14 protein-coding genes and 1 tRNA gene are annotated in these 13342 nt (G+C 63.1%); 8 read left to right on the top strand and 7 right to left on the bottom strand.

Annotated features, from left to right (window positions below):
• Positions 1-96 precede the first annotated feature (96 nt).
• The 3 genes from ACVRRC_RS13610 to ACVRRC_RS13600 all read right to left on the bottom strand — a co-directional run bounded on the left by ACVRRC_RS13610 (position 97) and on the right by ACVRRC_RS13600 (position 2534).
• Positions 97-483 (bottom strand): hypothetical protein, encoded by a 387-nt coding sequence (locus ACVRRC_RS13610; protein WP_019406745.1) that lies wholly within the window; start codon positions 481-483, stop codon positions 97-99.
• 73 nt (positions 484-556) lie between these two features.
• Positions 557-976, bottom strand: a complete 420-nt coding sequence (locus ACVRRC_RS13605; RefSeq protein ID WP_011914152.1) for a DNA polymerase III subunit chi — start codon at positions 974-976, stop codon at positions 557-559.
• 67 nt (positions 977-1043) lie between these two features.
• Positions 1044-2534, bottom strand: coding sequence for a leucyl aminopeptidase (locus tag ACVRRC_RS13600; RefSeq protein WP_192476496.1), 1491 nt, complete (start codon positions 2532-2534; stop codon positions 1044-1046).
• Between the two features lie 254 nt (positions 2535-2788).
• On the opposite strand from ACVRRC_RS13600, the gene lptF reads away from it, so the two are divergent.
• Both lptF and lptG read left to right on the top strand, forming a co-directional pair.
• Positions 2789-3910, top strand: a complete 1122-nt coding sequence (gene lptF / locus ACVRRC_RS13595) for an LPS export ABC transporter permease LptF (RefSeq protein WP_013983659.1) — start codon at positions 2789-2791, stop codon at positions 3908-3910.
• On the top strand, positions 3903-4964 hold the full coding sequence (lptG, locus tag ACVRRC_RS13590) for an LPS export ABC transporter permease LptG (RefSeq protein ID WP_013983658.1): 1062 nt from the start codon (positions 3903-3905) through the stop codon (positions 4962-4964). The genes lptF and lptG overlap by 8 nt, the downstream gene beginning before the upstream one ends.
• 79 nt (positions 4965-5043) lie before the next feature.
• On the opposite strand, the gene ACVRRC_RS13585 is transcribed toward lptG, so the two are convergent.
• From ACVRRC_RS13585 to ACVRRC_RS13575, 3 genes are all read right to left on the bottom strand, one after another.
• A complete protein-coding gene (locus ACVRRC_RS13585; protein ID WP_013983657.1) occupies positions 5044-5541 on the bottom strand; it encodes an RDD family protein in 498 nt (165 codons plus the stop codon).
• A 97-nt stretch (positions 5542-5638) separates the two neighbouring features.
• A complete protein-coding gene (locus ACVRRC_RS13580; protein ID WP_003246255.1) occupies positions 5639-5851 on the bottom strand; it encodes a cold-shock protein in 213 nt (70 codons plus the stop codon).
• Between the two features lie 395 nt (positions 5852-6246).
• Positions 6247-6333, bottom strand: a tRNA-Leu gene (locus ACVRRC_RS13575).
• Between the two features lie 111 nt (positions 6334-6444).
• Between ACVRRC_RS13575 and queA the strand changes: the two genes are divergently transcribed.
• The 6 genes from queA (at position 6445) to ACVRRC_RS13545 (ending at position 12464) form a co-directional block, all read left to right on the top strand.
• Positions 6445-7494 carry a tRNA preQ1(34) S-adenosylmethionine ribosyltransferase-isomerase QueA gene (gene queA, locus ACVRRC_RS13570; RefSeq protein WP_061374197.1) on the top strand — a complete coding sequence of 350 codons (1050 nt, stop codon included), beginning with the start codon at positions 6445-6447 and terminating at the stop codon, positions 7492-7494.
• Positions 7495-7508: 14 nt separating this feature from the next.
• Positions 7509-8624, top strand: a complete 1116-nt coding sequence (gene tgt / locus ACVRRC_RS13565; RefSeq protein WP_020307028.1) for a tRNA guanosine(34) transglycosylase Tgt — start codon at positions 7509-7511, stop codon at positions 8622-8624.
• Between the two features lie 42 nt (positions 8625-8666).
• Positions 8667-8996: a preprotein translocase subunit YajC gene (gene yajC, locus ACVRRC_RS13560; protein ID WP_014597404.1), complete on the top strand. Its 330-nt coding sequence runs from the start codon at positions 8667-8669 to the stop codon at positions 8994-8996.
• A gap of 64 nt (positions 8997-9060) precedes the next feature.
• Positions 9061-10929, top strand: coding sequence for a protein translocase subunit SecD (gene secD / locus ACVRRC_RS13555; RefSeq protein WP_061374199.1), 1869 nt, complete (start codon positions 9061-9063; stop codon positions 10927-10929).
• A gap of 12 nt (positions 10930-10941) precedes the next feature.
• On the top strand, positions 10942-11853 hold the full coding sequence (gene secF / locus ACVRRC_RS13550; RefSeq protein ID WP_011914143.1) for a protein translocase subunit SecF: 912 nt from the start codon (positions 10942-10944) through the stop codon (positions 11851-11853).
• A gap of 77 nt (positions 11854-11930) precedes the next feature.
• Entirely contained in the window at positions 11931-12464 is a 534-nt protein-coding gene (locus tag ACVRRC_RS13545; RefSeq protein ID WP_013983652.1) for a glycine zipper 2TM domain-containing protein, read from the top strand.
• A 58-nt stretch (positions 12465-12522) separates the two neighbouring features.
• Here the strand turns inward: ACVRRC_RS13545 and suhB are convergent, their stop codons facing one another.
• Positions 12523-13338, bottom strand: a complete 816-nt coding sequence (suhB, locus tag ACVRRC_RS13540) for a type III secretion system regulator SuhB (RefSeq protein WP_011914141.1) — start codon at positions 13336-13338, stop codon at positions 12523-12525.
• Positions 13339-13342: the final 4 nt, after the last annotated feature.

Here is a 13342-nt window from a genome sequence, read left to right as displayed (position 1 = left end):
GGGACCCTTAAAACGGCTGGTCGGAAAAACGGGCAAGTATAAAGGCAAACGGCCGCGAGATTTCGCGGCCGTGCGGATTAACTACGCATTCATGGGTCAGCTGCGAGGCGGGGGTGTGCGCACCAGCCGGTCGATCCGGCTTTCCAGGCGGCGCTTGAGCTCGGCTTCGATCTGCGGCACGAAGTCGTCGATCACTTCCTGCAGGATCAGGTTGGCCGCGGTGCGCAACTCGTGATCGATATGCCGCTCGGCCAGCGAGCGGAAGGCGCTGCGCACGCTGGTTTCCCGTGGCTCGTCGTCGCTGGGGGTGGCCGCTGCGATGGCCGGCCCGGGTTCGACGATATCGGACAGCAGCGGAATGCTGTCCGGATCCACGGGGGCGCCTGTTGCGGCGGTGTCAGGGAAATCGTCGCCGAGCAGCGCGCGAATGGATTCGAGATCGCTCAGCAGTTCGGCGGGTTTGTTCGGGGCTTTCGGTGTCATCTGCGTGGTTCCGGGCTGGTGCATCCCGGCTGTTTGCCAGGGGGTATCCCTTGCTGTCTAAAGATTGGAGCGGTTAGAGCTCGACCCTTTGTGGATCATAGCCCTGGCGCCGATACAGGCGAAAATTCTCCCGGCAGGCGGTCAGCAGCTGCGGCTCCTGGTTGACGATCTCGATGACACGGCTGAAACGGTCGATATGAGCCGAGAGTGTCGGTGCCAGGTTGATCAGCAGGCCCTGGGCGGTCGGTGGTTCCTGTTCGAGCCCGATGACCACTGGCGCCTGCACCTCCTCGGCGTACTGCTCGTGCGGGATGAAACGTTCCGCGCGAAAGCTCCAGAGCAGCTCGTCGAGCCGGGTCGACTGGTCCTCGTCACTGCAGCGGACGAATACCTGCAGGCCATGTTGCCAGCCTTTGGCTGCCAGCTGGCAGGCCGCGCGCAGCCGCCCGAGCGGGTTGTCGTCCGGCAGCACGTAGAACTCGATGCGTGTCATGGACGTGCGCCCGCCGGCCCGGCGAGCGCGGGGCCGTGTCGGCCGCTGTCACGCGCGGTGATCGGGCTCATCCGTTGATCCGGTCCAGCAGATACTGGGTCAGCAGGGGCACGGGACGGCCAGTCGCGCCTTTTTCCTTGCCGCCACTGGTCCAGGCGGTGCCGGCGATGTCCAGGTGGGCCCAGGGGTACTTCTTGGTGAAGCGCGAGAGGAAGCAGGCGGCAGTGATGGTGCCGGCCTTGGGCCCGCCGATATTGGCGATGTCGGCGAAGGGGCTGTCCAGCTGCTCCTGATACTCGTCGAACAGCGGCAATTGCCAGGCGCGGTCGGCGGCGCTTTCGCCGGCCTGCAGCAGCTGCTGGATGAGCTCGTCGTTGTTGCCGAGCAGGCCCGAGGTATTGCTGCCCAGCGCGACGATGCAGGCGCCGGTCAGGGTGGCCACGTCGACCACGGCTCGCGGCTCGAAGCGCTCGGCGTAGGTCAGGGTGTCGCACAGCACCAGTCGGCCTTCGGCGTCGGTGTTGAGGATCTCAACGGTCTGGCCGCTCATGGTGGTGACGATGTCACCCGGGCGAGTCGCGCCGCCGCTGGGCATGTTCTCGGCGCAGGCCAGCAGGCAGACCAGGTTGATCGGCAACTGCAGTTCGAGCACGGCCTTGAGCGTACCGAGCACGCTGGCGGCGCCGCCCATGTCGTACTTCATCTCGTCCATGCCCAGGCCCGGCTTGAGGCTGATGCCGCCGGTGTCGAAGGTAATGCCCTTGCCGACCAGTGCGTAGGGCTTGTCGCCCTTCTTGCCGCCGTTGTACTGCAGAACGATGATGCAGCCCGGCTGGTCGCTGCCCTGGGATACCGCGAGGAACGCGCCGGCGCCGAGTTCGCGCAGTTTCTTCTCGTCCAGCACATCGAGCTTGACGCCCTTGTAGGCCTTGCTCAGCTGCCGGGCCTGATCGGCGAGGAAGGTCGGGTGGCAGACGTTCGGCGGCAGGTTGCCCAGGTCGCGGGTGAAGGCCATGCCGGTGGCGATCGCCGAGGCCTCGCGGGCGGCACGCTCGACGCCGGCCTGTTCGGCCTTGTCGCAGAGCAGGATGATCTTCTGCAGTGCACGCGGTTCGGCCTTCTTGCTCTTGAATCGGTCGAACACGTACTGGCCGTCGGCAACGATCTCCACCAGCAGGCGTGTGCGGGCATAGCTGTCGCGCCCCTTGACCTGCACGTCCTGCATGGCGAAAGCAGCATCGCCACCACCCAGATTCTTGATGACCGCCAGCGCTGCATTGACCACTTTGCGCCATTGGCGGCTGTCGAGTTCATCCGCCTTGCCGGTGCCGACCAGCAGTACCCGCTCGGCCTTGAGGCCCGGCAGGCCGTGCAGCAGCAGCGTCTGTCCCGGCTTGCCCTGGATGTCGCCCCGCTTGAGCGCAGTGCTGAGCGCGCCAGCGCTGGCGCTGTCCACGCTCTGTGCGACGCTGCCGAGCTGGCAGTTCTCGCCGAGCGGCAGGATCAGGGTGGCGGTCTTCTGGGTGGAGGCTTTGGCGCTTTTGACAACAAATTCCATGACGTGGTGTCCCCAAGACAAAGAGTCGGGTTTGCAGGATAATGCCGGGCTTATTTTCCGGTGGTTCGCCTGTTCGGTCGTTACTTGACGACTGCGCTAGGCTAGAAACGTTGCAATCGCCTGAGCTTGTCAGTGATCGCGACGACGCGACTTGCGCGCCATTACCAATTTCCAACGGTCTGCTGCGGCGGGCCGGCAACTGGCGGCTAGTTTGAGCGTTGCCGCCAGAGCCTGACAACCCTGGAGTGTCTGGTTTGATCGTCTTTCGTTACCTGTCCCGAGAGCTGCTGATCACCATGAGCGCGGTCAGTGCCGTGCTGCTGGTGATCATCATGAGCGGCCGCTTCATCAAGTACCTGGCCCAGGCTGCGCAGGGGGTGCTCGATCCGGGCGTGCTGCTGCTGATCATGGGCTTCCGCCTGCCGGGCTTCCTGCAACTGATCCTGCCGCTGGGGTTGTTCCTCGGCATCCTGCTGGCCTACGGGCGCCTCTATCTGGAAAGCGAAATGACCGTGCTCTCGGCCACGGGCATGAGTCAGCGACGCCTGCTGGCCTACAGCCTGGCACCGGCAGCCCTGGTCGCTGCGCTGGTCGGCTGGCTGAGCCTGGGCCTGGCGCCGCAAGGCATCGCCGAGGTGGATCGGATACTCAATCAGCAGGATTCGCTGACCGAGTTCGACACCCTGGTGCCAGGGCGTTTCCAGACCCTGCGCGGCGGTTCGCGTGTCACCTATACCCGTGAGCTCTCGGCCGACCGCAGTGAGCTGGGCGGCGTGTTCATTTCCGAGACCAACGTTTCGCGTCAGACCGGCAAGGAGAGCGGGCTGTCCGTACTCGTCGCCGAGAGCGGTCGGCAGGAGATTCAGCCGGACGGCAGCCGATACCTGATTCTGGAAAATGGTTATCGCTATGACGGCAACCCGGGGCAGGCGGATTACCGTGCGATTCAGTACGACACCTACGGTGTGCTGCTGCCCAAGCCGGAAGTGAGCATGGAGCTGAGCGAGCGCGAGGCGATGCCGACCCGCGAGCTGCTGGGTAGCGATAACCTTCGGCACCGCACCGAGCTGCACTGGCGGCTGTCGCTGCCGCTGCTGGTATTCGTCGTCACCGTGCTCGCCGTGCCGCTGGCCAAGGTCAATCCGCGGCAGGGGCGCTTCCTCAAGCTGCTGCCGGCCATCCTTCTGTACATGACCTATCTCGCGCTGCTGATCGCCGTGCGTGGTGCACTGGACAAGGGTCGCCTGCCCATGGCGCTGGGTCTGTGGTGGGTGCACGGGCTGTTTCTGGCGATCGGCCTGCTGATGCTGTTCTGGGAGCCCATCAGGCTGCGAATGAAGAAGCGTCGCGCGCAGCTGGAGGTGGCTCGTGGTTAAGCTCGATCGCTACATCGGTATCCACGTCTTTCTCGCCATCCTCACGGTGCTCGGCATCATCGTCGGTCTGGCGCTGCTGTTCGCGTTCATCGACGAGCTGGGCGACGTCCAGGGCAACTACGGTCTGGGCGACGCCCTGCAATACGTCCTGCTGACCTCGCCGCGCCGGTTGTACGACATGCTGCCGATGGCGGCTCTGATCGGCTGTCTGATCGGTCTCGGCACGCTGGCCAGCAGCAGCGAGCTGACCATCATGCGCGCGGCTGGGGTGTCCCTGGGGCGCATCGTACTGTCAGTGATGAAGCCGATGCTCGTTCTTCTCGTCGCGGGAATTCTGATTGGCGAGTATGTTGCGCCGCTGACCGAAGACATCGCCCAGGCCAGGCGTTCCCTGGCGCAGGGGGCGGGTGAGGCGCAAAGCAGCAAGCGCGGCTTGTGGCATCGTCAGGAAAACGAGTTCGTGCACGTCAACGCGGTACAGCCCGGCGGTGTGCTGGTGGGGGTCACGCGTTACCGCTTCGACGAGGAGCGTCGCCTGCTGTCCTCCAGCTTCGCGCGTCGCGCCAGCTATCAGGGCGATCACTGGCGGCTCGAGAACATTGCCACCACCCATTTTCGTGGCGATCACACCGAAGTCGCGCGCGCGCCCGAGGAGCGTTGGGACGTCCAGCTGACACCGCAGCTGCTCGGCACCGTGGTGATGGAGCCGGAGGCGCTGTCGATCACCGGCTTGTGGCGATACATTCACTATCTGGGCGAGCAGGGGCTGAACAACAGCCGCTACTGGCTGGCGTTCTGGACCAAGGTCCTGCAGCCGGCGGTCACCGTGGCGCTGGTGCTCCTGGCGATTTCCTTCATCTTCGGGCCGCTGCGTTCGGTGACGCTGGGGCAGCGGATCTTCACCGGCGTGGTCGTCGGCTTCGTGTTCCGGATCATTCAGGATCTGCTGGGGCCGGCGAGTCAGGTGTTCGGTTTCTCGCCGCTGCTGGCGGTGGTGTTGCCGGCCTGTGTCTGTGCGCTGATCGGCGCCTGGTTGCTGAGGCGCGCCGGCTGAGGTATCGCCGTCGCGCATGGCGACGGCGACCGGTAGAGAGGCGCGCGGCCGGCCAGGTCTGGTGGCTCGGGCGCTGCGATTACTTCTTGTGGATGTTTTTCGGCAGCTGCACCGCCTGGCTCTCGGAATAGATGTCGTGCCAGGTGCGCTTCTGCTTGTCGATCAGCATCCACCAATAGCCCATTCCCAGGCACAGCAGCGAAACGATCGCGATCAGAAAGCGCAGCAGCGCCTGCCACAGATCGATGGCGCGGCCGTCGCTGTTCTGGATGCGGATGCCCCACACCTGCATGCCCAGCGTCTGACCGTTATGGGTCCAGAACTTGGCGAAGAAGCCGAACAGGCTGAACAGCAGCAGCGTCGAGAGCAGTGGGTCGATATCCAGGCGGCCGGCGTCGGCGAGCACCTTCAGTTGGTCGCTGCCATATAGCAGGCGCAGCAGCACTTGTTGATAGAACAGGGTCACCACCATCATCAGGGCGATGCAGAGCAGGCTGTCGTAGAACATTGCTGCCAGTCGGCGCATCAGACCGGCAGCGGGGAATTGGCCCTGCGGGCTCAGCAGATGTCGGCGCATTGCTTGTCTCGATCAAGGGGAAGGCGGGACATTCTACGGAATTGCGCGCATAAAAAAGCCCCTGATGTTGCCATCAGGGGCTTTTCGGAGAGAAGGCTTAGCCCAGGATCTGAACCTGGTCGGCCTGCATGCCCTTTTGACCTTGCACGGCGATGAAGCTGACTTTCTGGCCTTCTTTCAGGCTCTTGAAGCCGTTGCCTTCGATCGCGCGGAAGTGCACGAACAGATCCGGACCGCTCTCAGGAGTGATGAAACCAAAACCTTTCTCGTCGTTAAACCACTTGACGGTACCGTTCTGACGATTCGACATGTCTTTGTATCCTTGAAACTCAAAAGTAGAATTGCCCCCGCAAAGCAGGAAGCTGGAACTGGTTGCAAGGAGTAAGAGAGTCGAGCGGAGTAGCGGATCTGAAGATCTACTGCACCAGGTCACGATTCAACAGCGACCCATGCAAACACAGTGGGCACACTCTACGATAACTCGCCGGGGAATGCCAACCCCTCGGAGCCATAGAATTTGCCTGTCCAGGCGGCGCCATTTCAGCGCTTTTGAAGGGTGGTTCGACATGCTTCTCCGCTACGGCGGATCGTCAAAGCCACGGCTGACTGTGTTGTTTTCAGTCAGCGAGAAGGCGGTAAAGCTGGCGCTTCTGCCTGTGTCGCATATCGATACGGAGCTCGCTGCGCACAGGCTTGGTACTGTGATGGTGCCCCGAGAGAGACTCGAACTCTCACGTTGTTACCAACGGCGGATTTTGAATCCGCTGCGTCTACCGATTCCGCCATCGAGGCACAGTGGCGGCGCAGTATAGGGATGCGGGGCTGAGTGGTCAATCGTTTGGCGTGGCCAGCTCGACGTCTTTCGGATAACATTTGCGCCCTTTCCGCGCCCCGAAACCGCCCATGCAAGTCGCCGATTTCTACTTCGAGCTCCCCGACGCCCTGATCGCCCGTCATCCACTTGCCGAGCGCAGAGCGAGCCGGCTGTTGGTGCTCGACGGTCAGTCCGGGCAGATGTCGCACCGCAACTTTGCCGATCTGCTGGACTACATGCGGCCCGGTGATCTGATGGTCTTCAACAATACGCGGGTCATCCCGGCGCGGCTGTTTGGCCAGAAGGCTACCGGCGGCAAGCTGGAGATTCTGGTCGAGCGCGTGACCGGCAATCGCAGCGTGCTGGCGCATGTGCGCTCGAGCAAGTCCCCCAAACCCGGCTCTCAGATCCTGCTCGACGGTGGTGGCGCAGCTGAAATGGTCGCGCGGCACGATGCCCTGTTCGAACTCGTCTTCGACGAGGACGTGTTGCCGCTGCTCGAGCGCATCGGTCACATGCCTTTGCCTCCTTATATAGACAGGCCGGACGATGCCGCCGATCGCGAGCGCTACCAGACCGTCTACGCGCAGCGAGCCGGCGCCGTGGCGGCTCCGACCGCCGGGCTGCATTTCGATGAGGCCCTGCTGGATGCACTCCGCGATGCCGGGGTCCAGACCGCCTATGTCACCCTGCATGTCGGTGCCGGCACCTTCCAGCCGGTGCGCGTGGAGCGCATAGAAGAACACCATATGCATCGTGAGTGGCTGGAAGTGACGCAGGAGGTGGTCGATGCGGTGGCGGCCTGCCGCGCGCGCGGAGGTCGGGTGATCGCAGTGGGTACCACCAGTGTCCGCTCGCTGGAAACGGCTGCACGCGACGGCGAGCTCAAGCCGTTCAGTGGCGACACCGATATCTTCATCTATCCGGGCAAGACCTTTCATGTGGTCGATGCGCTGGTGACCAATTTCCATCTGCCCGAGTCGACGCTGCTGATGCTGGTTTCTGCCTTTGCCGGCTACCCGGAAACCATGGCGGCGTATGCCGAGGCTGTGGCTCAGCGCTACCGCTTCTTCAGCTATGGCGACGCCATGTTCATTACCCGCAACCCCGCCGCGCGCGGTCCCGAGGAAACCCGATGAGCCGTACCTGCCACATGTCTTTCGAGCTACTCGCCACCGATGGCAAGGCGCGTCGGGGGCGCCTGACCTTTCCTCGCGGAACCGTGGAAACGCCGGCCTTCATGCCGGTAGGCACCTACGGTACCGTCAAGGGCATGCTGCCGCGGGACATCGAAGCGATCGGTGCGCAGATCATCCTGGGCAACACCTTTCACCTCTGGCTGCGACCCGGCACCGAAGTGATCAAGCGCCACGGCGACCTGCACGACTTCATGCAGTGGCAGGGGCCGATCCTTACCGATTCCGGTGGTTTTCAGGTGTTCAGTCTGGGGGCGATGCGCAAGATCAAGGAGGAGGGCGTCTACTTCGCGTCGCCGGTCGATGGCGCCAAGGTGTTCATGGGGCCGGAAGAGTCCATGCAGGTCCAGCGTGACCTGGGCTCGGATATCGTGATGATCTTCGATGAGTGCACGCCCTATCCGGCTGACGAGGACGTCGCGCGCCGCTCGATGGAATTGTCGCTGCGCTGGGCCAAGCGCTCCAAGGTCGCTCATGGCGACAACCCGTCGGCGCTGTTCGGCATCGTTCAGGGCGGCATGCACGAATCGCTGCGCATGCGCTCGCTGGACGGGTTGTGCGAGATTGGCTTCGACGGCCTGGCGATTGGCGGGCTTTCCGTGGGCGAGCCGAAAGAGGAGATGATTCGCGTGCTGGACTTCCTGCCGCCGCAGATGCCAGCCGACAAGCCGCGCTATCTGATGGGCGTGGGCAAGCCGGAAGATCTGGTCGAGGGGGTGCGGCGCGGCGTGGACATGTTCGACTGCGTGATGCCGACGCGTAACGCGCGCAACGGCCATCTGTTCACCGACACCGGCGTCATCAAGATTCGCAACGCGGTGCACAAGCACGACGATTCGCCACTCGATCCGAGCTGCGATTGTTACACCTGCAAACACTTCTCCCGCGCCTATCTGCATCACCTGGATAAATGCGGCGAAATGCTGGGTAGCATGTTGAATACCATCCACAACCTGCGGCATTACCAGCGGGTGATGGCTGGTTTACGCGACGCCATTCAACAGGGTACATTGGCGGCCTTTGTCGACGCCTTTTATGCCAAGCGCGGTCTGCCAACGCCGCCGCTTGCGTGACGTGCCAGAGCAAAACAATCCTTTCTGCAACAGGAGTGCTACATGAGCTTTCTGATTCCCGCCGCCTATGCCCAGGAGGCTGCCGCTGGTCCTGCCGGCACTGGCTTCGAGTGGGTGTTTCTGGTCGGTTTTCTGGTCATCTTCTATCTGATGATCTGGCGCCCCCAGGCCAAGCGGGCCAAGGAACACAAGAACCTGATCGCCGGCCTGCAGAAGGGCGACGAAGTGGTCACCTCCGGCGGCATCGCCGGCAAGGTCACCAAGGTCGCTGACGATTTCGTGGTGATCGAGGTTTCCGACAACGTTGAGCTGAAGTTCCAGAAAGTGGCTATCGCCGCCACGCTGCCCAAGGGCACGCTGAAAGCGATCTGAGCTGACTTCATTCAACACCGACGGGGCGCGCAAGGCGCCCCGCGTTCATTAAACGGGCTGCGTCATGCTCAATAGATTCCCTCTCTGGAAATACCTGCTGATTCTGGCAGTGCTCGCGGTTGCTTTTGTTTATTCGGCGCCCAACCTCTATCCGGACGATCCGGCGATCCAGGTCACCGGTGCCAGCGCGGCACAGGAGATCGGTATGGCCGATCTCGAGCGCATAAGCCAGGCGCTCGAAGAAGGTGGCATTGCGGTGAAGTCCGCTTCGCTCGACGAACAGGGCCGTGGTGGTCTCGTGCGTCTGGAGCGTCAGGATGATCAGCTGCCGGCCAAAGATATCGTTCGGCGCACGCTGGGTGATGCCTATGTCGTTGCGCTCAACCTTGCACCGACCACTCCAGACTGGCTGCGCAGTCTCGGGGCCAGCCCCATGAAGCTCGGTCTCGACCTCTCCGGCGGCGTGCACTTCCTGCTGGAAGTCGATATGGAGAAGGCCATCGAGACGCGGCTTAATGTCTCCGAAGGCGAGGTCAAGAGCCTGCTACGCAAGGAGCGCGTGCGCTATCGCAGCCTGCCGAATCTGAAGGATGCCGTGCAGCTGGGCTTCGCCGATCAGGAAACCCTCAGCGCCGCTCAGTCGCTGATTCGCAAGAACTTCACCGATTTCGAGCTGACCACCAGCGAGCGCAACGGCCAGTTCGTGCTGCGTCTGACGCTGACCGAGGCCAAGTTGGCTGAGATCCGCGAATATTCGATCAAGCAGAACCTGACCACCGTGCGCAACCGCGTCAACGAGCTGGGCGTCGCCGAGCCGCTGGTGCAGCGCCAGGGGGCCAACCGGATCGTGGTCGAGCTGCCGGGCGTACAGGACACTGCCGAAGCCAAGCGCATTCTCGGCAAGACGGCCAATCTGGAGTTCCGCCTTGCGGCCGAGTCCGATGCGCCGCGCGCCTCGACCGAAACCTTCGAGTTCCGCGAGGAAGGTCGTCCGCCCGTGCAGCTCGAGCGTACCCTGATCATCACCGGTGATCAGGTGACCGATGCGCAAGCCAGTTACGACGAAAATGGCCGCCCGCAGGTGAACATCCGCCTCGACGGACATGGCGGCGATCTGATGAACCGCGCTACCCGCAGCAATGTCCGGCGCAGCATGGCGGTGATCTTCATCGAGCAGCGGCCGCTGACTCGCTACGTGCGGCAGATGGTCGATGGCGTCGAGCAGGAAGTGCGGGTCGAGACCTTCCAGGAAGAAAAGAAGATCATCAGTCTGGCGACCATCCAGTCGCCGCTCGGCAGTCAGTTCCGCATTACCGGCCTCAATGGTCAGGGCGAATCGTCGGAGCTTGCCCTGCTGCTGCGCGCTGGTGGTCTGGCGGCGCCGATGTACTTCGCCGAGGAGCGTACCATCGGTCCGAGCCTGGGCGCCGAGAACATCAAGCTGGGCGTGCAGGCCGCGATGTGGGGCTTCCTCTTCGTCGCCATCTTCATGGTGCTGATCTACAAGTTCTTCGGCGTGCTTGCCACCATTGCGCTGCTGTTCAACATGGTCGCGCTGACGGCATTGATGTCGATGCTCAACGCCACGCTGACCCTGCCAGGTATCGCCGGTATCGTGCTGACCATGGGTATGGCGGTGGACGCCAACGTGCTCATCTTCTCGCGTATTCGTGAGGAGATTGCCAATGGCATGTCGATCCAGCGGGCCATCCACGAGGGCTTCGACAGGGCCTTCTCGGCGATCCTCGACGGCAACCTCACCACCTTGCTGGTGGGCGGCATCCTGTTCGCCATGGGTACCGGCCCGATCAAGGGCTTCGCGGTGACCCTGTCGATCGGCATCCTGACGTCGATGTTCACCGCAATCATCGTGACGCGCGGCATGGTCAACCTGATCTACGGTGGCCGCGATCTCAAGAAGCTGTGGATTTAAGGGGCTAGCACGATGAAACGCGTTATCAATTTCATGGGCGTCCGCCATGTGGCCTTCGCCCTTACCGTGCTGCTCACGGTCGCCTCGCTGGGAAGCCTGGTGGTCAAGGGGCTGAATTTCGGGCTGGATTTCACCGGCGGCACGCTGATCGAGTTGGGCTACGAGCGTCCAGTCGAGCTCGAGCAGGTTCGTGGTCAGCTGGTCCAGGCCGGCTTCACCGACGCCGTGGTGCAGAGCTTTGGTGCGACTACCGACGTACTGGTGCGCATGCCGGGCGACGATCCCCAGTTGGGTGAGCGCATCGCCAGCGCCTTGCGCAACGCCGATGGCGGCAACGCGGTCAGCGTCAAGCGCGTGGAGTTCGTCGGGCCGGCGGTCGGTGAAGAGCTGCGCGACCAGGGTGGTCTCGGCATGCTGCTGGCGCTGGGCGGCATCCTGGTGTACGTGGCGTTCCGCTTCCAGTGGAAGTTCGGCTTCGGCGCCGTGCTGTCGCTGTTCCACGACGTGATCGTGGTCCTGGGCGTGTTCTCCTTCTTCCAGATCTCCTTCGACCTGACGGTGCTGGCGGCTGTGCTGGCGGTGATCGGCTACTCGTTGAACGACACCATTGTCATCTTCGACCGGATCCGCGAGAACTTCCGCATGCTGCGCAAGGCTGAGCTGCTGGAGAACATCAACATCTCCACCACCCAGACGCTGCTGCGCACCATGGCCACTTCGGTCTCCACGCTGCTGGCAGTTGGGGCGCTGATGGTCTTCGGCGGCGAGAATCTGTGGGGGTTCTCGCTGGCGCTGCTGATCGGCGTCGGCGTTGGTACCTACTCGTCGGTCTACGTTGCCGGCACGCTGCTGGTCTGGCTCAAACTCACGCGTGACGACCTGATTCCGCCGGTGGTGGAAGAAGAGGCCGACGAGCGCCCCTGATCCTCTTTCGAACTTCCGCAGCCTTGCGAGGTCCAAGGCTGCGGAACGGGCGCAGCCCGAAGGAAGAGGATGTCACAGTGAACAAGTCCATGTTGGTCGGTACGGCACTTGGAGTGGTCGTCGCCACGGCTGGTGGAGCTTTCGCTACTTATAGCCTGGTTGATCGCGGTCCGAAGTTCGCCGAGGTGCTGGCGGTCGAACCCATCAAGGAAACCATCCGAACGCCGCGTGAAGTCTGCAAGGACGTCACAGTGACCCGGCAGAAGCCTGTGCAGGACGAGCACCGGATCGCAGGTACCGCAGTGGGCGCCGTCGTCGGTGGTCTGCTGGGTAATCAGGTCGGTGGCGGCAATGGCAAGAAGATCGCCACGGTCGCCGGTGCGGTCGGCGGTGGTTATGCCGGCAATCAGGTGCAGGGGCGCATGCAGGCCAACAGCACCTACACCACCACCGAGACCCGCTGCAGCACGGTCACCGACACGCACGACAAGATCGTCGGCTATGACGTCAAGTACGACCTGGCTGGCAAGGTCGGGCGCGTACGGATGGATCGTGATCCGGGCAGCCAGATTCCGGTACAGGATGGGCAGCTGATGGTGTCTCAGCAGTGAACTGAACAAGCTGCATAAAAAAACGCCCCTGTTGGGGCGTTTTTCTTTTGCCTCACGCTCAGCGCTTGAGCGACGGCGTAAGGTGGGGCTGGATGGTCGTCAGCACAGCCTTGAAGCACTTGGTGTTGCCGGCCACGATCTGCCCCTTCTCGAGGAATTCATGGCCGCCGCTGAAGTCGCTCACCAGGCCGCCAGCCTCTTGGATCAGAAGCGCGCCGGCTGCCATGTCCCACTCGGAAAGGCCGAACTCCCAGAACGCATCGAAGCGGCCCGCAGCTACGTAGGCCAGATCGAGGCTCGCCGCTCCGGCGCGTCGCAGGCCGGAGGTCTGGCCGACCAGGCTGCGGAACATGTTCAGGTAGCTGTCCAGGTTGTCCAGTTGGCCGTCCTTGAACGGAAAGCCCGTACCGAGGAGGGCGCCGTCCAGGCTCTTGCGCGAGCTGACGCGCAGGCGCCGGCCATTCAGGGCTGCGCCACGGCCGCGGCTTGCGGTGAATTCTTCCTGGCGGACCGGGTCCAGGACGACGGCATGCTCGAGACGGCCGCGGTATTTGCAGGCGATGCTCACGGCATAGTGCGGAATGCCGCGCACGAAGTTGGTCGTGCCATCCAGCGGGTCGATGATCCACAGGTAATCGGCGCCGTCACCGCTGCCTTCGAGCAGTCCACCTTCCTCGCCAAGGATGCCGTGATTCGGATAGGCCTTGCGCAGCGCTGCAACGATGCTCTGCTCGGCCGCCTTGTCGATCTCGGTGACGTAATCCTTTGCTTCTTTCTCGTTGACCGAGATTGCATCCAGGCGATCGGTGGAACGGACAATCAGTTCGCCGGCGCTGCGGGCGGCGCGCAGCGCGATATTCAGCATGGGCTGCATGGAT

It is taken from the genome of Stutzerimonas sp. LR2, assembly GCF_055755175.1.
Note: the sequence above shows the minus strand (reverse complement) of the source record. Positions and strands in the feature narration are given on the sequence as shown.